At 51.9% G+C, this 23,087-nt stretch carries 21 protein-coding genes; 16 read left to right on the top strand and 5 right to left on the bottom strand.

The window, feature by feature from the left end:
• Positions 1-21: 21 nt before the first annotated feature.
• Positions 22-693: an epoxyqueuosine reductase QueH gene (locus DUT67_RS13300; RefSeq protein WP_113625704.1), complete on the bottom strand. Its 672-nt coding sequence runs from the start codon at positions 691-693 to the stop codon at positions 22-24.
• Between the two features lie 244 nt (positions 694-937).
• Between DUT67_RS13300 and dusC the strand changes: the two genes are divergently transcribed.
• The 8 genes from dusC to pbpG all read left to right on the top strand — a co-directional run bounded on the left by dusC (position 938) and on the right by pbpG (position 8,022).
• Entirely contained in the window at positions 938-1,870 is a 933-nt protein-coding gene (dusC, locus tag DUT67_RS13295) for a tRNA dihydrouridine(16) synthase DusC (protein ID WP_113631681.1), read from the top strand.
• Between the two features lie 197 nt (positions 1,871-2,067).
• The gene (gene mmuP, locus DUT67_RS13290) at positions 2,068-3,480 is read left to right on the top strand and encodes an S-methylmethionine permease (RefSeq protein WP_048260844.1); all 1,413 of its coding nucleotides are present in this window, start codon (positions 2,068-2,070) and stop codon (positions 3,478-3,480) included.
• Positions 3,473-4,414 (top strand): homocysteine S-methyltransferase, encoded by a 942-nt coding sequence (gene mmuM / locus DUT67_RS13285; RefSeq protein WP_113631680.1) that lies wholly within the window; start codon positions 3,473-3,475, stop codon positions 4,412-4,414. Before mmuP ends, mmuM begins: the two co-directional genes overlap by 8 nt.
• Positions 4,415-4,435: 21 nt before the next feature.
• Positions 4,436-4,984 (top strand): hypothetical protein, encoded by a 549-nt coding sequence (locus DUT67_RS13280; protein ID WP_113631679.1) that lies wholly within the window; start codon positions 4,436-4,438, stop codon positions 4,982-4,984.
• A gap of 410 nt (positions 4,985-5,394) precedes the next feature.
• A complete protein-coding gene (cyaB, locus tag DUT67_RS13275) occupies positions 5,395-5,937 on the top strand; it encodes a class IV adenylate cyclase (protein ID WP_048260840.1) in 543 nt (180 codons plus the stop codon).
• Between the two features lie 60 nt (positions 5,938-5,997).
• The gene (locus tag DUT67_RS13270; protein WP_113631678.1) at positions 5,998-6,354 is read left to right on the top strand and encodes an FMN-binding protein; all 357 of its coding nucleotides are present in this window, start codon (positions 5,998-6,000) and stop codon (positions 6,352-6,354) included.
• Between the two features lie 61 nt (positions 6,355-6,415).
• Positions 6,416-6,925, top strand: coding sequence for a DUF6622 family protein (locus tag DUT67_RS13265; protein ID WP_113631677.1), 510 nt, complete (start codon positions 6,416-6,418; stop codon positions 6,923-6,925).
• A 149-nt stretch (positions 6,926-7,074) separates the two neighbouring features.
• A complete protein-coding gene (pbpG, locus tag DUT67_RS13260; protein ID WP_113625711.1) occupies positions 7,075-8,022 on the top strand; it encodes a D-alanyl-D-alanine endopeptidase in 948 nt (315 codons plus the stop codon).
• 73 nt (positions 8,023-8,095) lie between these two features.
• Here pbpG and DUT67_RS13255 read toward each other — a convergent pair whose 3' ends face one another.
• Entirely contained in the window at positions 8,096-8,782 is a 687-nt protein-coding gene (locus tag DUT67_RS13255; RefSeq protein WP_113631676.1) for a glutathione S-transferase family protein, read from the bottom strand.
• A 389-nt stretch (positions 8,783-9,171) separates the two neighbouring features.
• On the opposite strand from DUT67_RS13255, the gene bglX reads away from it, so the two are divergent.
• Both bglX and idi read left to right on the top strand, forming a co-directional pair.
• Positions 9,172-11,478: a beta-glucosidase BglX gene (gene bglX / locus DUT67_RS13250; protein WP_113631675.1), complete on the top strand. Its 2,307-nt coding sequence runs from the start codon at positions 9,172-9,174 to the stop codon at positions 11,476-11,478.
• Between the two features lie 87 nt (positions 11,479-11,565).
• On the top strand, positions 11,566-12,105 hold the full coding sequence (gene idi, locus DUT67_RS13245; RefSeq protein ID WP_113631674.1) for an isopentenyl-diphosphate Delta-isomerase: 540 nt from the start codon (positions 11,566-11,568) through the stop codon (positions 12,103-12,105).
• An 84-nt stretch (positions 12,106-12,189) separates the two neighbouring features.
• On the opposite strand, the gene DUT67_RS13240 is transcribed toward idi, so the two are convergent.
• The 3 genes from DUT67_RS13240 to DUT67_RS13230 all read right to left on the bottom strand — a co-directional run bounded on the left by DUT67_RS13240 (position 12,190) and on the right by DUT67_RS13230 (position 13,922).
• Positions 12,190-12,297, bottom strand: a complete 108-nt coding sequence (locus tag DUT67_RS13240; protein WP_039291214.1) for a membrane protein — start codon at positions 12,295-12,297, stop codon at positions 12,190-12,192.
• Positions 12,298-12,388: 91 nt separating this feature from the next.
• On the bottom strand, positions 12,389-13,036 hold the full coding sequence (locus DUT67_RS13235) for a LysE family translocator (protein ID WP_113631811.1): 648 nt from the start codon (positions 13,034-13,036) through the stop codon (positions 12,389-12,391).
• Positions 13,037-13,088: 52 nt separating this feature from the next.
• Entirely contained in the window at positions 13,089-13,922 is an 834-nt protein-coding gene (locus DUT67_RS13230; RefSeq protein ID WP_113631673.1) for an AraC family transcriptional regulator, read from the bottom strand.
• Positions 13,923-14,087: 165 nt separating this feature from the next.
• Between DUT67_RS13230 and dinG the strand changes: the two genes are divergently transcribed.
• The 6 genes from dinG to DUT67_RS13200 all read left to right on the top strand — a co-directional run bounded on the left by dinG (position 14,088) and on the right by DUT67_RS13200 (position 22,983).
• Positions 14,088-16,187 carry an ATP-dependent DNA helicase DinG gene (gene dinG / locus DUT67_RS13225; RefSeq protein WP_113631672.1) on the top strand — a complete coding sequence of 700 codons (2,100 nt, stop codon included), beginning with the start codon at positions 14,088-14,090 and terminating at the stop codon, positions 16,185-16,187.
• Positions 16,188-16,689: 502 nt separating this feature from the next.
• Complete coding sequence (locus DUT67_RS13220) at positions 16,690-18,114, top strand: serralysin family metalloprotease (RefSeq protein ID WP_113631671.1); 1,425 nt, start codon at positions 16,690-16,692, stop codon at positions 18,112-18,114.
• Positions 18,115-18,220: 106 nt separating this feature from the next.
• Positions 18,221-18,532 carry a protease inhibitor Inh/omp19 family protein gene (locus tag DUT67_RS13215; protein WP_048260816.1) on the top strand — a complete coding sequence of 104 codons (312 nt, stop codon included), beginning with the start codon at positions 18,221-18,223 and terminating at the stop codon, positions 18,530-18,532.
• 17 nt (positions 18,533-18,549) lie between these two features.
• A complete protein-coding gene (locus DUT67_RS13210) occupies positions 18,550-20,277 on the top strand; it encodes a type I secretion system permease/ATPase (protein WP_113631670.1) in 1,728 nt (575 codons plus the stop codon).
• A gap of 28 nt (positions 20,278-20,305) precedes the next feature.
• Complete coding sequence (locus DUT67_RS13205; protein WP_048260812.1) at positions 20,306-21,634, top strand: HlyD family type I secretion periplasmic adaptor subunit; 1,329 nt, start codon at positions 20,306-20,308, stop codon at positions 21,632-21,634.
• A gap of 2 nt (positions 21,635-21,636) precedes the next feature.
• Positions 21,637-22,983: a TolC family outer membrane protein gene (locus DUT67_RS13200; protein ID WP_113631669.1), complete on the top strand. Its 1,347-nt coding sequence runs from the start codon at positions 21,637-21,639 to the stop codon at positions 22,981-22,983.
• Positions 22,984-23,087: the final 104 nt, after the last annotated feature.

The raw sequence follows: 23,087 nt of genomic DNA, 5'->3' as shown, positions 1-23,087 counted from the left end.
CCGGACTCTGGTGTTATGCGGTTATTCGGCTTCATCGCCGTAATACAGTTTACCGATGCGAATAATATCGCGCCCCTGTGATTTGCGATGTTTATTGGAATCGCGCAGGGAGTATATGCAGCCGCAATATTCTTGCTGATAGAAATGTTCACGCTTGCTGATTTCGATCATGCGAGCCGAACCGCCGCCTTTACGCCAGTTGTAATCCCAGTAGGTGACGCCAGGATATTTCTGCGCCGCGTTCTGGCCGCATTCGGTAATTTGCTGCATGTTTTTCCAGCGGGAAATCCCCAGCGAGCTGGAAATGACGCTAAAACCGTTTTCTGCGGCATACAGCGCCGTGCGCTCGAAACGCATGTCAAAACACATGGTGCAGCGAATGCCGCGTTCGGGTTCCCACTCCATGCCTTTGGCTCGCTCGAACCAGTTATCCGAATCGTAATCTGCATCGATGAAAGGCACGTTATGCTGTTCGGCGAAACGGATGTTTTCCTCTTTGCGGATCAGATATTCACGCTGCGGGTGGATGTTGGGGTTATAGAAGAAAATGGTGTAGTCGATGCCAGAAGCGGTGATGGCTTCCATGACTTCACCAGAGCAGGGCGCACAGCAGGAGTGCAGCAGCAGTTTGTCTGCGCTATTTGGTAATGAAAGCTGCGGGCGTTTAAATTCTGCGGTTTTGACATTCGACATAAATAAACAGTCACTTCGTTGTGGTCCGTAAGGACGGTATCATCACAAATTCGTAACGAATTATTGATGATATGCCCACGTGAGGCAACCTCTGGGCGCATCTGGCGTTATCTTTCCCGTCGCGTTATCCGTACAATGTCCCTAACAACGGGCTTACGTGACCTGTATTATCCTAATATTGCCTGCTTTTTGGCTGTGTTATTTACGGCTATCATCAACGATCGAAGAGTTATTGAGTAGCGTTATGCGTGTTCTGCTTGCCCCGATGGAAGGGGTTCTCGACTCACTAGTGCGAGAACTACTGACCGAAGTAAATGATTATGATCTGTGCATCACCGAGTTTTTACGCGTGGTGGATCAGTGCCTGCCGGTTAAGTCCTTTTATCGCCTTTGTCCCGAGCTACAGCATGCCAGCCGTACGCCGTCCGGCACACTGGTGCGCGTGCAGCTACTGGGACAATATCCGCAATGGCTGGCGGAGAACGCAGCGCGTGCGGTGGAGCTGGGTTCGTATGGCGTCGATCTGAACTGCGGCTGTCCGTCGAAGCTAGTAAACGGCAGCGGGGGCGGCGCGACGTTGTTAAAAGATCCCGAGCTGATTTATCAGGGCGCAAAAGCCATGCGTGAGGCGGTGCCCGCGCATTTGCCGGTGACGGTGAAAATCCGTCTGGGGTGGGATTCCGGCGCTCGTCAGTTCGAAATTGCAGACGCGGTGCAGCAAGCGGGTGCCAGCGAGTTAGCAGTACATGGCCGCACGAAAGAAGACGGTTACAAGGCCGAGTGCATTAACTGGCAGGCGATTGGTGAAATTCGTAAACGGTTGTCGATTCCGGTGATTGCCAATGGCGAAATCTGGGACTGGCAGAGCGCACAGGATTGTATGGCGACAACGGGCTGTGACGCGATCATGCTGGGGCGTGGTGCGCTGAATGTACCGAACCTGAGCCGCGTGATTAAATATAACGAACCGCGTATGCCGTGGCCTGAGGTTATGTTACTGCTACAAAAATATGTGCGGCTGGAAAAGCAGGGTGATACGGGACTGTACCACGTCGCGCGTATCAAACAGTGGCTCGGCTATTTACGTAAAGAGTACGACGACGCCACCGAGTTATTCAGCGAGATCCGCACGTTGAAGACCTCAACGGATATCGCACGTGTGATTGGTGAGCTGTAGGTGCTCACCGCATTCTTTTGCTTCTGTTCAATTTTAACCCACCTCATCGCTCTCCAGCGGCCTGCGCTTTACTTTACGAATCGGTTGACGGTATAACACTCCATCTATCTGGAAGTCTAAACGTCTACTCCCGCTTAGGGGCTATTACTGTCCTGCGACATCAAGCAGTACGAGTTTATTGATAAAGAAAGGTCATCATGGAACAACACGCATCTGGCTCGGAAGGGCAGTTTAAGCGCACGATGAAAGCTCGCCATTTGGTGATGCTTTCGCTCGGCGGCGTCATCGGTACCGGCCTGTTTTTCAATACGGGCTACATTATTTCCACGACGGGCGCGGCCGGGACGTTATTGGCGTATCTGATCGGTGCGTTGGTGGTGTACTTGGTGATGCTTAGCTTGGGCGAACTGTCTGTCGCGATGCCGGAAACTGGGGCGTTCCATGTGTACGCTTCCCGCTATCTTAGCCCGGCAACAGGCTATACCGTGGCGTGGTTGTATTGGCTGACGTGGACGGTCGCGCTGGGTTCGAGCCTGACTGCCGCTGGTTTTTGCATGCAGTATTGGTTCCCACAGGTGCCGGTCTGGACCTGGTGCCTACTGTTTTGTGTGCTGATCTATCTGCTGAATGTTGTCTCGTCCCGCTTCTTTGCCGAAGGGGAATTCTGGTTCTCGATTGTTAAAGTGGTCACAATTCTCGCCTTTATCGTGCTGGGCGCGGGCGCGATGTTTGGCTTTATTCCGATGCAGGACGGTTCTCCCGCGCCGTTCTTCCAGAACATTACCGCGTCCGGCTGGTTCCCACACGGCGGCCTGCCAATATTGATGACGATGGTGGCGGTGAATTTCGCCTTTTCTGGCACGGAACTGATCGGCATCGCGGCAGGGGAAACTGAGAATCCGCAGAAGGTTGTGCCAATGGCGATTCGCACGACCGTTGCGCGACTGGTGATCTTCTTTCTGGGTACGGTGCTGGTGCTGGCAGCGATTATTCCGATGGAAGAGGCGGGTATTGCCAAAAGCCCGTTTGTGCTGGTGTTTGAAAAAATTGGTATTCCTTACGCCGCCGACATTTTTAATTTCGTGATTTTGACGGCGATTCTGTCTGCCGCGAACTCAGGGCTGTATGCCTCGGGACGTATGTTATGGTCGCTGTCTAACGAAGGCACGTTGCCGCGCCGGTTTTCTCGTCTGACGCGTCGTGGCATTCCGCTCTTCGCCATCTCTGTGAGTATGTTGGGTGGGCTGCTGGCGCTGTTTTCTAGCGTGGTCGCGCCCGATACCGTCTACGTGGCGCTGTCCGCGATTTCCGGCTTTGCTGTGGTGGCGGTGTGGTTGAGTATCTGCGCCTCGCACTATATGTTTCGCCGTCATCATATTCGCTCCGGGAAATCACTTTCCGAGCTGCAATATCGCGCACCCTGGTTCCCGATAACGCCGATTCTTGGCTTCCTGCTGTGTTTGCTAGCTTGCGTCGGACTAGTGTTTGATCCAAGCCAGCGGATTGCACTGTGGTGTGGAATTCCGTTTGTTGCATTGTGCTACGGTGCTTATTATTTCACGCAATCAGTGAAGAAACGTGGATTAACGGGAGTGGAAGACATTGCGTAAAAATACGGTGATCGACATGCTGGCAACGGCATCAACGATTGTGCTGGACGGTGCGTTGGCGACGGAGCTGGAAGCGCGCGGCTGTGATTTAACGGATCCCCTGTGGTCGGCGAAAGTGCTGGTTGAGAATCCGGCGCTGATTTATCAGGTGCACCTCGACTATTTCAAGGCTGGGGCGCAGTGTGCGATTACCGCCAGCTATCAGGCAACGCCGCAGGGGTTTGAGGCTCGCGGGTATAGCGAAGCAGACTCGCTGGCGCTGATTGCCAAAAGCGTACAGTTGGCGGCGCAGGCTCGGGATGATTATCGGCGTGATAACCCACAGGCTGGGACGCTGCTGGTGGCAGGATCGGTAGGGCCTTATGGCGCCTATTTGGCGGATGGTTCGGAGTATCGTGGTGATTACCATCTGCCGCAGGCTGAGATGATGGCATTTCATCGGCCGCGCATTACGGCACTGCATGAGGCGGGTGCGGATCTTCTGGCCTGCGAGACGCTGCCGTCTTTTGCGGAAGTAGAGGCGCTGATTGCGTTACTGGCCGAATTCCCTCAAGCGCAGGCCTGGTTCTCCTTCACGCTGCGTGACAGTGAACACCTCAGCGACGGTACGCCATTGCGCACGGTGCTGGAACGGGTTAACGCTTGTTCGCAGGTGGTTGCTGTGGGCATTAACTGCATTGCGTTGGAAAAGGTAACGTCAGCGCTGACGCACCTGTCTTCGCTAACGGATTTACCGTTGGTGGTTTATCCCAATTCCGGTGAGCAGTATGATGCCGTAACCAAAACCTGGAGCAGCGCTCACGATGCAGCATGCCAACTGACAGCGTATCTGCCCGAGTGGCAGGCCGCAGGGGCGCGTCTGATTGGCGGTTGTTGCCGAACGACGCCAGCCGACATTGCCGGTATTGCACGCTGCTGCAAGCACGGGGATTAGTACTCATAAGGGGATGCCGTGATGGAAAATGATGTGGATCTGCAACATGCGTACTCGCTTGCCAGACAGCGCGTAGCGCCCGATGTGCCGGTAACGGTGCTGTATATTGGCGAACAGCAGACGACGGTCATCTGCGGTACGGCATCACAGCCGTCGGCAACTCTGCAATTGACCATTGGTTTTGACAAAACAGCGGCGACGTTTTTCAAACATCTTCCCCCGACGCCGGACGAGATGGAGCTGGCGATCATGGCGGTAGAAGATGAGGTGACGCGTATTCGCCACGACATCCCTGCGGATTCCACTCTGTTCGCTTTCGACTCTGCATTGGTGACAATCGCACAGATTTCGGGAGCAGAAGAAGAGGAAGCGGGATGGCGGTTGCCGCAGGATGATATGGAGCGAACGTTTAAACGCCTGGAACGCGTCATGATGGGGAGCCCAGCGACCTGGGAGGGGATTCCGCTAGAGAACGCCTTCTCCGCACGGTTACTTATTTTGCGTGAGTTTATGCACCATCACGGCTTTGATTCTGCACTGATTCTGCTATTACCGACGGTTGCTGCGTGAAGAACTAGCGGTTTCTTCCTTCTCAGCTACTATTAACGGCGGTCAGCGTCCAGTGCGGCTCTGACCGCATTTTTTTGATGATAAATCGCGGATGGCATTTGTTAGCGGTTAATTGTTGCCAGAAAATTGCGCACGGATATCTGACGTTGTAAGGTAATAACGCGGCATGATTATCGAGGCAATGCTATCAAGGTCATGCTATCGCGGTGTTAGGATGTGACAGGACGTAGGGTGTTAATCAAGGAGGATGAGAGGACGGCCATTGGGCCATATTATGTTACCTGTATGATCTATTTTTGCGGATGACTGAACCATTATTATCTTGAATTTCCGTATTACAGCGTATTAAAACGCTGTTCTATATTGCGGGAAATCATTTTATTTCAGGGAATCCAGTGAGGGGAAAGAACATGGTTGAACATTTCACAGGGAAATATGAAGTTGAACTTAAATTCCGCATCGACGATATAGCTGTTTTCAGAAATACGCTTTTTAGTCTCCACCCAGAGGCTTTCGTCTTTGAAAATAAAGAACATGATATTTATTACGATGATGCTGAGAAGCGACTGCAGCAGCAAAATATCAAAATGCTGGTGCGCCGCATGGAGCCATCGGGGATAAAACTCTGGATTGTTAAAGGACCAGGTGCCGATCGCTGCGAAGCGGTTAACGTCGAAGCCTTTGAAAAAACCGACAGCATGCTACAGACGTTAGGGTATAAGCCTCTTTTTGAAATTCATAAAATCCGCAGTATCTACTTTTTAAATGCCTTCCATATCACGCTTGATTATATTGAATCTCTTGGTTATTTCGTGGAAATATCGGTGATGACTGATGATGAAACCCAGTTGAAAGCACTCAGAGATCGGTGTATAGAGTGTGCGCTACGGCTTCAATTATCATTGGATAATATTGAAACGAAATCTTATTACCAATTATTAGGTTTTAACTGATTGTTCTTCTCTGGTTATTGAATTGTTGCTTTTGTTGTTTTATTTACACATGGGAAAATGATGAAGAAATCTATTCCGGCGGTGCTGGCCACGTTAGTGATGGCTTTTTCTCTGTCCGTTCATAGCAGTAATGTGGCGCAATATAAAGATGGCACCTATATCGGTAAAGCGCAGGGGAAGGCAGCAGAAGTTGAAGTCACAGTCAGTATTAAAGAAGGGAAGATCGCCAACGCTGAGGTGTTGAAGCATGGCGATACTGAAGCGATGATGCTGAGCGCAACGGATCAAATCGTGCCTGAGCTTATTGAGAAGCAGGATATTAGCAAGGTGGATGCGGTAACGGGGGCAACGTTATCGAGTCAGGGCGTGATTAATGCGGTGAAACAGGCGCTGGAACAGGCAAAAGTTACACCGTAATTGAACAGGAACGTGGCTACCATTTTTGATAAGGCACCGCCGATAAAGGAATCGCACTAACGTGGACAACCTGCTGATCATTTTGCGTCATACGCCTTATTGGGTGTGGGCCGTTTTGGGTTACCTGATTTATGCTGGCGTAAAAGCCAGTCAGCCGAGGCGACAATCGCTGGCGCGGATGTTAGTCGTACCAGCGATTTTCATGGTGTGGGGCATTAGCTCGATTTTTCACACGCTGATGCTCCCGCTTGCGGCGGCGGGTGGGTTTCTACTGATGTTGATGATTGGGCTAGGTATCGGGTGGACGTGGGGGGCGACATCAGGAACCTATCTGCCGGAACCGAGCTGTTTTCAACGCACTGGGTCGTGGTGGCCGCTGGTTCTGATGCTGCTGACGTTTTGTTCTCGCTTTTACTTTTCCGTCCAGTTGGCTCGGTTTCCCACGTTGGCACATGACCCTGTGTTCTGCCTGTTATCCGGCGCGGCAAGTGGGATTACTGCGGGGATATTCAGCGGCGTCAGCCTGCGTTTACTCAACCAGATGCGCAAAATAAGACCATATTTGAAGTAATGCTAGTAAAAACAACGGGTTGCTAAAACCGTCTGTCAACATTTGTCACAAAGCTTTTCTGCTGCATGAGTGCGTGGGGAAGGGCGGTAAATTATAATGCTGGTGCCTATCCCTTTCATTTAACAGAATTCTGTTTAAGTTATTGAAGAATGACTAAAAATTTTAAGCTTTCTCTTTGTGGCCTGTTGATGTTGTCAACCCATGTTGTGATGTTGCCCCAGGCTGTGGCGAAAGCGCCGACGTATTCCGCGGGTACTGCGCATCAGGAAATTGCTTCCGGTAGCGCCATGGTGGTGGATCTGCGCGATAACCATATTCTTTATTCCAGCAATCCTGACGTCGTCGTGCCGATTGCTTCGGTGACGAAGTTGATGACAGCACTGGTCGTGCTGGATGCCAATCTGCCGCTGGATGAAATCATTTCTGTGGATATCAGCCAGACGAAAGAAATGAAAGGGGTGTACTCACGTGTTCGCCTGGACAGTGAGATCAGCCGTCGTGACATGCTGCTACTGGCGCTGATGTCATCCGAAAACCGCGCTGCTGCCAGTCTGGCGCACCACTATCCGGGCGGCTATCAGGCGTTTATCCACGCGATGAATGCTAAAGCTCGTGCGTTAGGTATGACACACACGCGCTATGTGGAACCCACCGGGCTGTCCATCGATAATGTCTCGACCGCCCGCGACCTCACTAAGCTCCTGATTGCCAGCAAGCAATATCCGCTGCTGAGCCAGCTTAGTACCACGCAGGAGAAAACGGCGACATTCACCCATCCGGCATACAGCTTGCCGTTCAGAAACACCAATCATCTGGTCTATAAAGCGGACTGGAGCATTCAACTCACCAAAACGGGCTTTACGAATCAGGCTGGACACTGTCTGGTGATGCGTACGGTCATTAATCAGCGACCTGTTGCGCTGGTGGTATTGGACGCATTCGGTAAGTACACACACTTTGCGGACGCTAACCGCCTGCGCAAGTGGATTGAAACCGGTAAGGTCAGCGAAGTGCCCGCTGCTGCGTTGAGCTATAAGAAACAAAAATCACTGGCTTCCCGTCAACCGCAGAGCATGGCGAATATCGAAACGGAATAACAGATCCCCTTCCCACTGCTTTGGGTGGGGGATATTTTAACGGTGGCCGAACAGGCCACCGCCTGCATCGGTATTACGCGTGAGCGCGAAAATCCTCTATCACTTCACCTGCATTTGTCACATCTTCCTCGTGCGCTGCTTCACGCCAGGTTTCTGCTAATGCATCTTGTAGCCATTGCTGCATCGCGGGTAATGCCAGCAAGCGTTCGCAGTAAGCGGCAGCTTCCGGTGAGACGGAAAGCTGATAGGTTTTGATACGGAAGACGACGGGTGCAAAAAACGCGTCTACCGCCGAAAACTGTGTCCCCGCCAAAAATGGCCCGCCAAATCGTGTTAATCCTTCCAGCCACAGCTCACTAATACGGGCAATGTTGCTGCTGAGATCTGGAGACATCTCATTCAACTTGACGCGCACGCCGCAGCTCATGGCGCAGGTATTGCGCAGTGCGGTAAAGCCTGAGTGCATTTCGGCGGCGGCACAGCGTGCCCAGGCGCGGGTTTTGGCATCGGCAGGCCAGATGCCGGGATGCTGCTCAGCCAGATATTCGGTAATCGCCAGTGAATCCCAGACGGTGGTTTCGCCGTCGATCAGACAGGGAACCTTTGCCGTTGGCGAAAAGGCCTTAAATGCGGGTTGTGCCATGCCCGGCGAAAAAATAACCTGCTTTTCTTCAAAAGGAATCGACAGTGTTTTCAACAGCACCCACGGGCGCAGTGACCAGGACGAATAATTTTTATTGGCGATGTACAACTGATACATGTCTGAGGCTCCGTGTGTTAACGACGCTTTAGCATTAGCACGAAAGACGATAGAAATCATCCTGCTCGCCGAGCGGTTCAGCAGTTTATTGCTCTGTTACTAGGATTATTATGCAAACGGAAAGCGGGGAATGTGAATTATGCGTATCGTCTAGCATTATTCTTGCAGTTTTTATTAAATGAAATCTCAACAAATGCACTATATTACGCGCTGTGCATTTGAGTGCGTCGGTGCGGCAACCACTATCGGGAAGCCTTATTCGCTTAAGGCAGGGAAGGTGTCTTTTGCCTTGTCAGAGAAGGGATGTGACCGTCGAAATCTTCAACCTGTCTTGTGCTTCAGCGCCTCGTTCTGCTCTGATGCCTGGATTGACTGGGTCTTTATAACGAATGAAATGGCTTACTTCACTGACTATAGCAATTGGACTTGCCTGTAATCCGGCGTTTGCGCAGGAATTGACGTCTGTGCCGGCATCAATATCGCCTTCACATCAGCAGCGTGATGCATTTGTCACGGATCTGCTGAAGAAAATGACGCTGGAAGAAAAGATCGGCCAGCTCAGATTAATCAGCGTCGGGACGGATAACCCGAAAGAAGCCATTCGGGAAATGATTAAAAACGGCCAGGTTGGTGCGATTTTTAATACGGTGACCCGCCCGGATATTCGTGCGATGCAGGATCAGGTGATGCAGCTCAGCCGCCTGAAGATTCCTCTGTTTTTCGCCTACGATGTGGTGCACGGTCAACGTACCATTTTCCCTATTGCTCTGGGGCTGGCCTCCAGTTGGGATATGGATGCGATTGCGAAAAGCGCGCGCGTGGCGGCTTATGAAGCGACGGAAGACGGCCTGAATATGACCTGGGCACCGATGGTGGATATTACCCGCGATCCACGCTGGGGCCGCGTTTCGGAAGGCTTCGGTGAAGACACCTGGCTGACCAGTAAAATTGCTGGTGTGGTCGTAAAATCCTTCCAGGGCGATGACGTAACCGGACGCCACTCGCTGATGACCAGCGTAAAACACTATGCACTCTACGGCGCGGTGGAAGGCGGGCGTGACTATAACACGGTGGACATGAGCCCTCAGCGCATGTTCCAGGACTATATGCCGCCTTACAAAGCGGCGATTGATGCTGGCAGCAGCGGCGTGATGGTCGCGCTGAACTCCATCAACGGTACGCCAGCCACCGCTAACAGCTGGTTGCTGAAAGACGTTCTGCGCGATCAGTGGAATTTCAAAGGCATCACTATTACCGATCACGGCGCGATTAAAGAGCTGATTAAGCACGGCGTTGCCAGCGACCCGCGTGATGCATCACGTCTGGCGCTTAAATCCGGTATCGGGATGAGCATGAGCGACGAGTATTTCGTGCGCTATCTGCCAGAGCTGGTGAAAAGTGGTGCGGTGAGCGTGCAGGAAATCGACGATGCTTGCCGTCAGGTGCTGAACGTGAAATATGATATGGGGCTGTTTGAAGATCCGTATCGTCATCTGGGCGTCGCGAGTTCCGATCCGGTGGATACCAATGCGGAAAGCCGTTTACACCGTTTAGATGCGCGTGATGTAGCGCGTAAAAGTCTGGTGCTGTTGAAAAACCGCCTACAAACGCTGCCGCTGAAAAAGCAGGGTACGATTGCCGTCGTGGGGCCATTGGCTGATAGCCAGCGCGATACCATGGGCAGTTGGTCTGCTGCGGGAGTCACGAAACAGACGATTACCGTTTATCAGGGCCTGAAGAATGCGGTCGGCGATAAAGCCACGATTCTCTATGCCAAAGGTGCTAACGTCAGTAATCACAAAGGTATTATCGATTTCCTGAACCAGTATGAAGATGCCGTGCAGGTGGACAAACGCCCACCGCAGGTGATGATCGATGAAGCCGTAGAAGCCGCTAAGAAAGCGGATGTGGTGGTTGCGGTCGTCGGTGAAGCTGCGGGGATGGCGCATGAAGCGTCCAGCCGTTCGAATATCGACCTGCCGCAAGGCCAGCGTGACCTGATCGCGGCGCTGAAAGCCACGGGTAAACCGCTGGTTCTGGTGCTGATGAATGGCCGTCCTCTGGCGCTGGTGCGTGAAGATCAGCAGGCTGATGCATTACTGGAAACCTGGTTCAGCGGCACGGAAGGCGGCAATGCGATTGCCGATGTACTGTTTGGTGACTATAACCCGTCTGGCAAGCTGCCGATGTCCTTCCCGCGTTCTGTCGGTCAGATCCCGATTTATTACAATCACCTGCCGTCAGGCCGTCCTTACACGCCGGAAAACCCAGGTAAATATACGTCCCACTACTACGATGAAGCCAACGGGCCACTCTATCCGTTCGGTTATGGCCTGAGCTACACCACGTTCAGCGTGTCCGACGTGCGTTTGTCGAGTCAGACGCTGAAGCGTAACGGAACGATCAACGCTAGTGTAACGGTGAAAAACACGGGTAGTCGTGCTGGGGAAACGGTAGTTCAGCTGTATCTGCACGATGTAGTGGCTTCCATTAGTCGCCCGCTGAAAGAGTTGCGTGGTTTTGAGAAAGTGATGCTACAACCGGGAGAATCCCGCACAGTAATCTTCACGCTCGATCAGGATGCACTCAAGTTCTACAATGCCCAGATGCAGCAGGTGGTAGAACCTGGTAAGTTCGATGTCATGATCGGTCTGGATTCACAGCGCGTGAAAAGCGGCAGCTTCACCCTGTTATAATGATGTTTGTTTCGCCGCTGGGAACCACCAGCGGCGAATTAACACCAATGGTGATTGCTGGAGAACAGGGTATTGCAGGAGGAAGGTATGCCGTTGACTGAAGTCGTGTTGGTTGATGAAAATGACAAGCCAATGGGCGTAATGGAAAAGCAGGAAGCGCACGTAAAAGGAGAGTTACATCGTGCGATTACCGTCTATATTTTCAACTCTCATCAGCAGTTGTTATTACAGCAGCGGGCAGAAGAGAAATATCATAGCGGCGGTTTATGGAGCAACACCTGTTGCAGCCATCCCGCGCCTGGTGAAGAGACGCTACAAGCGGCACACCGCCGTTTGTATGAAGAGATGGGGTTACGCTGTGCGCTGACGCCGATGTTTACGCTGACCTATCGTTTGCCGCTGGATAACGGGTTGATTGAGCATGAATTGGGGCATGTGTATTTTGGCGTGACGGATGACGTTCCGCAGATCAATCCCGATGAGGTGTCGAGCTATCAATACCAGTCGATAGACGATATTGCGCAGCGGATGAGGACGACGCCCGAGCAGTTTACCGCGTGGTTCCAACTGACTTTTTCCCGTATTCCAGAGTACTGGCAGGCGTTCAAGTCTGAGCAATCGCGTTAGCCTTGACGATCGCATTCCCTGCCGCGTTTCAGTGCGGCACTGTTCATGCAGCGTGCAGTGGGAGGGAACGGTAGGTCGAAAGCCTCAGCCTGCGTGTTCGATAATAATGTAACCCACCAACATCATGCCGGACATGCCGCCTAAGGCGAGCAGGGCAAAAAGACTGATAATGCCGATTTTTTGAAGAGTCATCAGGTTATCCTTTTGTTAATTGCCCCGAATTATAAAGCCTTCCGCCCATGAAACAAGGCCGAAACGCTCCTCACTTTTTAAATAAACCTCATTACCGAAATAAAAGCAGCAGACCGAAAAAGAGCAAAATGACGCCAGCACCGCGCTCAATCGGGTTAAGCCAGTGCGTTAAACGCTGTTGAATCAACGGGCGAGCGATCAGTGCAGCGATGAGCAGATCCCACACCAATACGATAAAAAACATCCATCCACCGCTGACAAATTGCTGTGTAGGTGTTACCTGTGACCCAAGAATACTGGTCATCAGGCTGATATAGAACAGCATGTTTTTAGGATTCAACAGCGACGAACCAAGCCCTAGCAGGATTTGTTTACGCAGCGTTGGGCAACTGTCGGAGTGCTGTTCTGCCTGAAACGATGGGATAGCGCGGCTTGTCAGTAACTGATAGCCAATCCAGATCAGATAAGCCGCACCGGCCAACTCGATGGCGGTAAAAAGCGTCGGCGAGTGCTGAATGCCTGCCCAGCCGATCGCCGCCAGCAGGATATAAATGCCGTTACCCAACGCGATGCCCAGACAGATTCCCACGCTGCCGCGCAGTCGGTAGCGAATGGCGTAGGCTGTCAGCAGAAAAAAATCCGGACCTGGGCTCAATAGCGCCACAAAATGCGCCAGTGCCAGAGCAGGAAAATGGGCAGGAAAGAGCGAGTCGGCGGAAAAAAGGGGATTGATAGACATCATATTTCTGGCCTCGATAAGTAATCGAAGCCAGTCTAGACAAGGTGTTCGGCTATTTATTGTCAAATATTGATCGTGCGTACTGACCTGGTGTCGCGGAGGTGTATTGCACAAACGTTTTGTGAAAATGGCTTTGATCGCAGAAGCCGCTTTGGTAGCTGGTATCAACCAGCGGCGTGCCTTGCTTCATGAGTAATTTGGCATACTCAATACGGGCGTTATTAAGAAATGCCATCGGCGTAATACCGGTATCGTGACGAAATTGTCGCACAATGGTTTCACGTCGTAGGTTCAATTCATCCGCCAGCGTTTCCAGCGAGGGCGATTCTTGCAGATTATTCAGCAAACGCTCGCGTACGTGACGCGTCGTGGTTTGTAACGCCTGATGGGGTAATGCTGGCTCAGGCAGGCAATACTGCTGCCAAATGGGTGCCAGCATCGCTTTGAGCAGGTTGTCTGCCGACGTGATTTCTCCCCGATGCAGCAGGGCAATAAGATGCTGATAACGCATAAAAAGAGTGGGGTCGCGTAAGACGACACGATTGCAACGCACGCTATCTGTCTGATAATTGCAGTGGGTAGCGATCTGGTCGAGGCACCATGCGGTATCCAGGTAAAGCATGTGATAACTGCGCGTTTTCCCTGGGAGCGGATTACAGCTGTGCGGCTGTTGAGGATCGATAAAGATCAGATCGCCAACCTGTAAGTGATGCGTTTCGTTGCGGTAATGGCAAAGCGTCTCGCCATGTTCGATCGCCCCAATTGAGAATTGCGCATGGCTGTGTGTTTTATAGGCGTGGCTGCTGTTGCGCGTGGTGCGGCTTTCAACGTGCGGCAATCGTGGCGAGAACCAGTACGATTGGTTAATGGCATGGACCGAAGACATAATTTCCCGAAGGTATAGGTTACCGATCGCGACAAATACAGGGCATCACCCTAATCGCTGAGTGGAAGATTGTCGAGCGTGGAATCATCGTGCACGTGATATCGGCTGACGTCGCTGGGCGTCTGTGGGACAATAGCGGCCAGATTACACAGATACAGAGTATGCATGACGCTGTCCCCCGCAATAAAATTGCAGATTGGTCAATGGTATAAGGCCCTGCAAGAGCAAATCCCGGATTTTATTTCCCGCGTTCCCCAGCGACAGATGATTGCCGAAGTGGCAAAAACGCTGGCGGGTGATTACCCGCGCCATCTGGCTATCGAAGCACCAACCGGCGTCGGGAAAACGCTTTCTTACCTTATTCCGGGTATTGCAGTGGGGCGTGCGGAGGATAAAACGTTAGTGGTGAGCACTGCGAATGTGGCGTTGCAGGATCAGATTTACAGCAAAGACCTGCCTCTGTTGCAGAAATTTATTCCCGAACTGAAATTTACCGCTGCATTTGGTCGTCGTCGATATATTTGCCCACGTAATTTGGCGATGCTGGCAACCGATCCCGACGCGCAGGGGGATTTGCCGCTCTTTCTGGATGATGAACGGCTGTCCGCCAGTAAGGAAGAAGAACGCGTCTGTGTAACACTCGAAAAAGCACTGCAAGGTCACGCTTGGGACGGGCTGCGCGACCATTATCAGGATTCGATAGCCGATAGCCTGTGGCAAAAACTGAGCACGGACAAAGCAAACTGCCTTGCGCACAACTGCCATTATTACCGCGAGTGTCCGTTCTTCCTCGCGCGGCGTGAGATCGAGCAGGCCGATGTGGTCGTCACTAACCATGCGCTGGTGATGGCGGCGATGGAAAGTGAGTCGGTACTTCCTCCCCCTAAGAATTTACTGCTGGTGCTCGATGAAGGGCACCATATTCCCGACGTTGCACGCGATACGCTGGAGATGTCTGGTGATATTCATCCGGCCTATATGATGTCGCAACTGGAGCAGCTGGTGCAGCTCATCGGGCAGTGTATGGCGCAGTTTGCCCCTAAATCACCGCCGCGACTGGCCAACAGCGAACGGTTAACCAGCCATTGTGAGGAGATCCGCGAGTGCGCGCTGTCTTTCTCGCAAATGTGTGGGCTGTTTCTTCCGCATGACGGACAGGAAACCGAGTACCGTTTTGCGATGGGGAAAATGCCGGATGAAATGCGCGAACTCTGCGTGCGATTGTTCAAACTGACCGACACGCTGCGGGCGCTGGTGGAGTACATGCTTAACGATCTCAGCGAGAAAACGGGGAAGAATGATGTGGTGCGGGTTTATCACGCATTGCTGAAAATGAGCCGCCAGCAGAGCTACCTGGAATCTATGAGCAAGCTGTGGCGGCTGGCGGCGATGGAAAAATCCTCGAACGCGCCAGTTTCCAAATGGATCACACGGGAAATGCGTGATAACCAGCCGCATCTTCACCTGCACTGCGCGGGAATTCGCGTCTGCGATCAGCTTGAAAGGTTACTGTGGGGTAAGGTATCGCACGTTGTGGTGACCTCGGCAACGTTGCGATCGCTGAACAGTTTTGCGCGCATACAGGAGCTTTCTGGTCTGAGTGAGCAGGAAGGGGACACGTTTATCGCACTGGATTCACCGTTCAATCATCGTGAACAAGGGCGTCTGGTTATTCCTAAAATGCGTCATGAACCTCTGATGGAGTCTGAGGCGCAGCATATTGCCGAGATGGCGCAATTTTTCCGTGCAGAATTACAGCAGGATAAGCACAAAGGTATGTTGATGCTGTTTGCCAGCCAGCGTGCCATGCAACTCTTTCTGACGCAGGTGACTGATTTACGCCTGATGCTGCTGGTTCAGGGAGATAAACCACGCTACAGGCTGGTCGAATTACATCGTCAGCGGGTACAAGAAGGCCAGACCAGCGTACTGATTGGCTTACAGTCCTTTGCGGAAGGGCTGGATCTGAAAGGTGAGCTGCTTTCTCAGGTGCATATTCACAAAATAGCGTTTCCGCCCATCGACAGCCCGGTGATTTTGACGGAAGGCGAGTGGTTAAAAAGCCTCAAACGGCATCCATTTATCGTACAAAGTTTGCCTAGCGCCTCGTTTAACCTTATCCAACAGGTTGGACGCCTTATTCGTAGCCATGGCTGTTTTGGTGAAATTGTCATTTACGACAGGCGGCTGCTAACCAAAGGCTATGGCGCACAACTGCTGGCGGCGCTACCCGTCTTCCCGATTGAACAACGGGATATGCCATAACAAATTCCTCTATATCTGTTCGTCGAATAAGAGGGTAATTAGTCCCTATTTAGCGCTATATTTTTTTATTCTTATTTGTTAGATTTGTCTCGGAACAGCAAGGATGCCGTTAATACGTGTGACAAACTATGTCATTATGCGGCTGGATTTTATCAACCAAGGACAGGTAGCATGATGAGAATTAATACAATTAATAAAAATTCCTTCCTTTTCAAAAATGAATGCTGTTTGGCATTCGCACCTTTTACTGTCCATATCAATAATAAAAATTAGTCATCGAACTTTATTATTTATCATTTGATAATAACGAAAATAATTGGCATTCATTCTGAATGATTTCCTTATAGAGATAATTTTTATTTATATGCGTTTTTTGGATATAAATATTTTTGGGTAAATTGTATCTCGCCAGGAGACGATTAGTTCGCGGCGTATGCAATATATATTGCATGAAGGGATTTAGGATTCTGATCATCCCGATCAGACTTATGGAGAAGAAAAGATGGCTTTACGAGATGACGATACCTCAGCATCTGCATTGAATGCAGCGGGTACGGGGTATAGCGATGTGTACGATCTGTATAATTATCATTCCCGTGGCGATGGACAGCTTAATGGCAAACCCTCGTACACCAGCGATCTTGCCGCGAAGGAAATTGTTCGTGACGGCTTGACGTGGAATGGAACGAATGTATTCGGTAAATCCGCTAATTTGACCTATTCGTTCTTACAGAATGTGAAGTCTATCCCTTCTGGCGATCAGGGCTTTGTGAAATTCAGCGCAGCCCAAGAGCAACAAGCCAAACTGTCTCTACAATCGTGGTCAGATGTTGCCAATCTCACGTTTACTCAGGTTAGCCCTACCCAAAAAGCCACCATCACGTTTGGTAACTATACCCGTGATTCAAATGGTCGGATGGACTACGATACTCAGGCTTACGCTTATATGCCGGGTAACCACTCAGCGGCGGGCAGCGCTTGGTTTAACTACAACGCCGACACGGTGCGTAACCCAGCAACGGAATATGGCAAGCAGACGCTGACGCATGAAATCGGTCATGCGCTGGGCCTGAATCACCCGGGTTCTTACAATGCGGGCGAAGGCAACCCGACCTACCGCGATGTGACCTATGCGGAAGATACGCGCCAGTTCAGCCTGATGAGCTACTGGAGTGAGCAAAACACTGGGGGCGATTTCCAGGGGCACTATGCTGCGGGTCCGCTGATTGATGACATCACGGCAATCCAGTATCTGTACGGCGCAAACATGAACACGCGTACGGGTGATACGGTATACGGCTTCAACTCCAATACGGGGCGTGATTTCTATACCACCACCAGCAATAGCCAAAAACTGATTTTCTCCGTTTGGGATGCAGGTGGTAACGATACGTTTGATTTCTCTGGTTACAGAAACGATCAGCGTATCAACCTGAATGAAGGCGGGTTCTCTGATGTTGGCGGCCTGAAAGGTAACGTCTCTATCGCCCACGGTGTCACCATCGAAAACGCCATTGGCGGCTCCGGCAACGATATTATTATCGGCAACGACGCAAATAATATTCTGAACGGTGGTGCAGGCGATGACGTTATTTACGGCGGCGGCGGTGCAGATACGCTGACGGGCGGCGCGGGCAAAGATATTTTTGTCTATGCCAGCGCGAGCGATTCTTCTTATAAGAACGGCTATGACACCATCACGGATTTCCAACGTGGCATCGACAAAATCGATCTGTCAGCGTTGAATCAAAAAGGTGATTTGCAGTTCGTCAACAATTTCACCGGACTCGGTAATGAAGCGCTGCTTAACTGGAATGCAGAGAGCAATACCACCGATCTGTGGCTGAATTTTGCGGGTCAGACCACGCCAGACTTTGTTGTACATATTGTTGGTCAGCCTTCTGCGGCAACCGATTTTATCGTGTGATGTAGCAAGGACGGGGGGAAGCCCCGTCCTTTTCTGTTATCGACTTGGGGCCACTATGAAAAAATTAATCATCGCGGCGCTGTTAAGTGCAATAAGCGGAGGATGTATGGCGAGTAGTTTGAAGTTGCCTTCAGCAAGTGAGCTAAGCGGCGTATGGCAATTGCGTGGTGGGGAACAACACTGTGAGATTGTTCTGCACAACACGCCGTTAGTGGATAACACCTGGCGTCTTGACGGTGATGCGCAGTGTTTAAAAGCGCTGCTATCCGATGCCCCCGCGGGCTGGCGGCCGACGCCGGACGGTATCACCCTGACGAAAGAACAGGGTCAATCTGTGGCGTTTTTTAGCAAGGAAAAAGAGGGCTATACGCTGATATTGCCTGATGGCAGTACACGTACGTTGCATAAGCAGCCCTGACAGGAGAGGCAAACGCAGTGAGTCAACTATCAAATAAGGAACGTTCGTTGTTGAGTATACTGCGTCCTTTCCGGCGCAGCTTCTGGAGCATTGGGATTTTCAGCGCCATCGTTAATCTACTGATGCTGTCGCCTTCTATTTACATGCTTCAGGTTTACGATCGCGTACTGGCTTCGGGCAATGGCACGACATTGCTAATGCTCACCTTGCTGATTGCCGGGTTGGGGATATTCATGGCGGCGCTTGAATGGGTGCGGAGTCTGGTTGTCGTTCGGCTCGGTACGCGAATCGATCTACAGCTGAATCAACAGGTCTTCAATGCCGCGTTTGAACGCAATCTGGAAGCCGGTGAGGCAAAAGCGGGTCAGGCACTGAACGATCTCACGCAACTGCGGCAGTTTATTACGGGCAACTCACTGTTTGCCTTCTTCGATATTCCCTGGTTCCCCTTCTTTTTATTAGTGTTGTTCCTGATCCATCCGGTTCTCGGTTTACTGGCGCTGGGGGGAACGGTGGTGCTGGTGCTGTTGGCCTGGCTGAATCAGTATCTCACCACGTCGACCTTAGAAAAGGCGAGCCACGAGGCGCTACAGGCCACCCATCTTGCAGATACGCAACTGCGTAATGCCGAAGTGATTGAATCGATGGGGATGTTGACTCATTTACGTCGCCGTTGGTTAGGGCAACACTATCGCTTCATTACCTTGCAAAATCTGGCCAGTGAACGGGCTGCGGTTGTCGGAGCCGCGTCAAAACATTCCCGCATTTTTCTGCAATCGCTGATGCTTGGTGTGGGAGCGATGCTTGCGATTAAGGGCGAAATTACGCCGGGAATGATGATTGCGGGGTCAATTCTTGTTGGACGCGTGCTGAGCCCTATCGATCAGCTTATTGGTATTTGGAAACCGCTGAGCAGTGCGCGGCAAGCCTGGTATCGACTGAATCGAATTATGACGGCTTATCCGCCCAGAACCGAGACGATGACGTTACCTGCGCCAGTGGGGCAGCTCAGCGTCGAGAATGTGTTATTACAGACCCCGCAAGGGGCGTCACGATTGCAGGATATCCATTTCTCGCTTCAGGCGGGGGAAACGCTGGCAATTCTGGGCGCATCGGGTTCAGGCAAATCGACATTGGCACGTTTACTGGTTGCGACGCAAACACCGACACGTGGCAAAGTTCGATTGGATGGTGCCGATCTCAACCAGGTAGATAAAACAGCATTTGGCCCAGCAATGGGTTACCTGCCGCAGGATGTTCAGCTCTTTAAAGGCACTCTGGCGGAAAATATTTCCCGTTTTGGCGATCATGACGCGGAAAAGATCGTCGCGGCAGCGAAGCTGGCTGGCGTCCACGAGATGATTCTTAGCCAACCACAGGGATATGACACGCCTCTCGGCGCTGACGGCAACGGGCTATCGGGCGGGCAGCGGCAGCGTATCGGACTGGCGCGTGCAGTGTATGGCGATCCTTGCCTGCTAGTACTCGATGAGCCAAATTCCAGCCTCGACAACGAAGGCGAAATTGCGCTGGCGCAAGCGATCACACACCTTCAAAAGCGGGGTGCGACGGTGGTGCTGATTACGCATCGCCCTGCATTAACCACGCTGGCGCATAAAATTCTGGTTCTCAATCAGGGTAAGCAACAGCGTTTTGGGCCTGCACGCGACATTCTGAACGAATTGCAGCCGCGTCGTGCTGCGAACCAAGCCCAAATGACACCTTCTGCCGTTGTCCAGCAGTAACAGGGAATGAGAGAAAACAGGGAAAGACATGTCCGCATCTGAATTGAGCGAAGAGAATATGAACCAGACGGCGCGACGTGATGAGAAACGCGCCGTGCGTCTGGGGTGGTTACTGGTGCTTGCCGGGTTCGGCGGCTTTCTTTTATGGGCACTGTTTGCACCGTTGGATAAAGGCGTCATGGTGAATGGCAGCGTCGTGATTTCCGGTAATCGCAAGGTTGTGCAGCACAATCAGGGCGGTATCGTTGATAAAATTCAGGTGAAAGACGGCGATAAGGTCGAGGCTGGCCAGATTCTGCTAACACTGAATGAGGTTGATGCGCGTTCGGCAAGCGAAGGACTGGATGGGCAGTATTTACAACTGGTGGCGCGAGAAGGTCGTTTGCTTGCTGAGCAGCAGCGACTGAATGACATTGCCATGACGGCTCGTCTGCAACCGCTAGCGGAAAAGCCGGAGATGAATCTGATTACGGCATTGCAGCGCGATTTACTGCGCAGCCGTCAGCAGTCTCTCAAGCTAGAAGCAGAAGCGATGCGCACGAGTATTGCAGGCATGGAGGCATCGCTTAGCGCCCAACGTCAGGTGATGTCCAGCAAGCAGAAACAGCGAGAGACGCTGGAACAGCAGCTGCAAGGGCTGCGTTCATTGGCGGCGGAAAACTATGTACCGCGCAATAAAATGCTGGAGAACGAACGTCTGCTGGCGCAGCTCAACGGCGATATCGCACAGCTGGCGGGTGACATTAATCGCACCCGTCGTGATATTGAGCAACAAACGCTGCTAATTGCACAACGCCAGCAAGAATACGACAAAGAAGTGAACAGCGAGCTATCGGAAGTACGTGCGCTGTTGAGCGATGTGGGCAGCAAGAAGGAAAAGGCCGATTTCAATCTGGCGAATATCCAAATACGTGCGCCCGTTTCCGGTACGGTAGTTGGGTTGAAAGTGTTTACGGAAGGCGGAGTGATTGCGCCGGGACAGACGCTTCTGGAGATCGTGCCGGACGATCAGCCTTTGCGGGTGGATGCGCGTCTTCCTGTTGAACTGGTCGATAAAGTCTGGGCGGGATTACCCGTAGAGCTTCAATTTGTGGCGTTTAATCAAAGCACCACGCCGCGTGTGGCGGGAACCGTCGAACTGTTATCGGCAGACCGTCTATTGGACGACAGAGATGGATCGCCTTATTACAGTCTGCGCGTTCAGGTGGATGATGAAGGTAAACGCGCGCTGGAAGGATTGGAGATTAAACCCGGTATGCCGGTACAAGGATTCGTCCGTACCGGAGAGCGGTCATTCGTCAATTATCTATTTAAGCCTTTAATGGATCGCCTGCATCTGGCATTAACGGAAGAGTAACTATGCAAAGGATCGCGATAATCGTGCTGTTTGGGCTGCTTTCTTCGGGCGCAAACGCATTAGGGCTGCTTGATGCCTGGGAACTGGCGCTGCGTAATGATGCGCAATTTCGTGCTGCGGGTTTTGAGCGCGCGGCGGGTCAGGAAGAGGAGACCATCGGGCGAGCCAATCTGCTCCCCAATCTCCAGTACGGCTATGGCGCCAATCGCAGCCATTCCAAAGTCACCCAAACGGATAGCCTCAGCAATAGCACGCTAAAACGCGATTACAACAGCTACACGTCGACGTTATCGTTGCGCCAGCCGCTGCTGGACTATGCGGCCTGGGCTCGCTATCAGCAGGGTGTGGCTCGCACACTGATGGCCGATCAGCGTTTTCGCGACCGCAGTCAGGATCTGATGGTCCGGCTATATAAAGCCTGGAGCAGTGCACTGCTGGCGCAGGAAAAACTGCAATTGCTGGACGCGCAGCAGCGAGCCTATCAGGAGCAGTTGGCGATGAATAAACGTCTCTTACTGGCAGGCGAAGGGACACTAACGGATGTTCGGGAAACGGAGGCGCGGTTTACGCTAATTGAAGCGCAGCGCATTGAGCAGCAGGATAATCTGGATTCTGCGATAACCGATTTAGAAAATATGACCGGGACGGCGCTCGATATTGCCGGACTGCATCCTCTTATGCTTACACAACTTCCGTCTACAGAATCCGCCAAGCAGACGCTGGCGCAGTGGCGTGATCTTGCGGTGCAGCACAACGCTAAACTGGCTACGCAGCGCGAGGGATTGGCGGTCAGCCGCTATGAAATCGAACGCAGTCGCGCCGGGCATTTACCCACGCTGTCGCTGGTGGCATCGTCGCGTAATAGCCGTTCCGAAAGCGAATATAACTACAACCAAAAATACGATACACAAAGTGTCGGTTTACAGCTGAATGTCCCGCTTTATTCCGGTGGTTCCGTTTCTGCATCGATGCGGCAGGCGGCGGCGGAATTCCAGCAAAGTCAGGCGGAGCTGGACGATCAAACCAAGCAAACGCTGGCCGAATTGAAAAAATACTACAATTTGTACAACAATGGATCGGCGAAAATCAAAGCCTGGCAAATGACGGCCTCGTCGGCGCAAGAAGCCGTCAAGGCTACGCGGTTGAGCGTCGCGGGCGGCGAACGTATTAATCTGGATATTCTGCTGGCCGAACAGGATTGGTACAACGCCCGACGAGAGCTGGCGGAAGCGAAGTACAGCTGGCTTCAGGCGTGGTTACTATTGCGCTATACGGCTGGTACGTTGAACGAGAAAGATATTTTGGAGTTAGCAGCCTGGTTTCAGCCTGCCAGCAAGCCCTCATTTTAAATGGTTCAATTCTGTGGGATATTACGCCTCAGTCATACTTAAACTCCTTTAAAATCATCTAATCTCCCCATTTTGCATAATGGCCTCCATTCTTATCAGGAGGC

This window comes from Pectobacterium peruviense (genome assembly GCF_003312355.2).
Classification (GTDB): Bacteria; Pseudomonadota; Gammaproteobacteria; order Enterobacterales; family Enterobacteriaceae; genus Pectobacterium; species Pectobacterium peruviense.
Note: the sequence above shows the minus strand (reverse complement) of the source record. Positions and strands in the feature narration are given on the sequence as shown.

Bases quoted from the DNA above. Each gene is read 5' to 3' on its own strand.
- DUT67_RS13300 (WP_113625704.1), bottom strand. From the start codon at position 693: ATGTCGAATGTCAAAACCGCAGAATTTAAACGCCCGCAGCTTTCATTA.
- dusC (WP_113631681.1), top strand. From the start codon at position 938: ATGCGTGTTCTGCTTGCCCCGATGGAAGGGGTTCTCGACTCACTAGTG.
- mmuP (WP_048260844.1), top strand. From the start codon at position 2,068: ATGGAACAACACGCATCTGGCTCGGAAGGGCAGTTTAAGCGCACGATG.
- DUT67_RS13280 (WP_113631679.1), top strand. From the start codon at position 4,436: ATGGAAAATGATGTGGATCTGCAACATGCGTACTCGCTTGCCAGACAG.
- cyaB (WP_048260840.1), top strand. From the start codon at position 5,395: ATGGTTGAACATTTCACAGGGAAATATGAAGTTGAACTTAAATTCCGC.
- DUT67_RS13270 (WP_113631678.1), top strand. From the start codon at position 5,998: ATGAAGAAATCTATTCCGGCGGTGCTGGCCACGTTAGTGATGGCTTTT.
- pbpG (WP_113625711.1), top strand. From the start codon at position 7,075: ATGACTAAAAATTTTAAGCTTTCTCTTTGTGGCCTGTTGATGTTGTCA.
- DUT67_RS13255 (WP_113631676.1), bottom strand. From the start codon at position 8,782: ATGTATCAGTTGTACATCGCCAATAAAAATTATTCGTCCTGGTCACTG.
- bglX (WP_113631675.1), top strand. From the start codon at position 9,172: ATGAAATGGCTTACTTCACTGACTATAGCAATTGGACTTGCCTGTAAT.
- idi (WP_113631674.1), top strand. From the start codon at position 11,566: ATGCCGTTGACTGAAGTCGTGTTGGTTGATGAAAATGACAAGCCAATG.
- DUT67_RS13240 (WP_039291214.1), bottom strand. From the start codon at position 12,297: ATGACTCTTCAAAAAATCGGCATTATCAGTCTTTTTGCCCTGCTCGCC.
- DUT67_RS13235 (WP_113631811.1), bottom strand. From the start codon at position 13,036: ATGTCTATCAATCCCCTTTTTTCCGCCGACTCGCTCTTTCCTGCCCAT.
- DUT67_RS13230 (WP_113631673.1), bottom strand. From the start codon at position 13,922: ATGTCTTCGGTCCATGCCATTAACCAATCGTACTGGTTCTCGCCACGA.
- dinG (WP_113631672.1), top strand. From the start codon at position 14,088: ATGACGCTGTCCCCCGCAATAAAATTGCAGATTGGTCAATGGTATAAG.
- DUT67_RS13220 (WP_113631671.1), top strand. From the start codon at position 16,690: ATGGCTTTACGAGATGACGATACCTCAGCATCTGCATTGAATGCAGCG.
- DUT67_RS13215 (WP_048260816.1), top strand. From the start codon at position 18,221: ATGGCGAGTAGTTTGAAGTTGCCTTCAGCAAGTGAGCTAAGCGGCGTA.
- DUT67_RS13205 (WP_048260812.1), top strand. From the start codon at position 20,306: ATGTCCGCATCTGAATTGAGCGAAGAGAATATGAACCAGACGGCGCGA.
- DUT67_RS13200 (WP_113631669.1), top strand. From the start codon at position 21,637: ATGCAAAGGATCGCGATAATCGTGCTGTTTGGGCTGCTTTCTTCGGGC.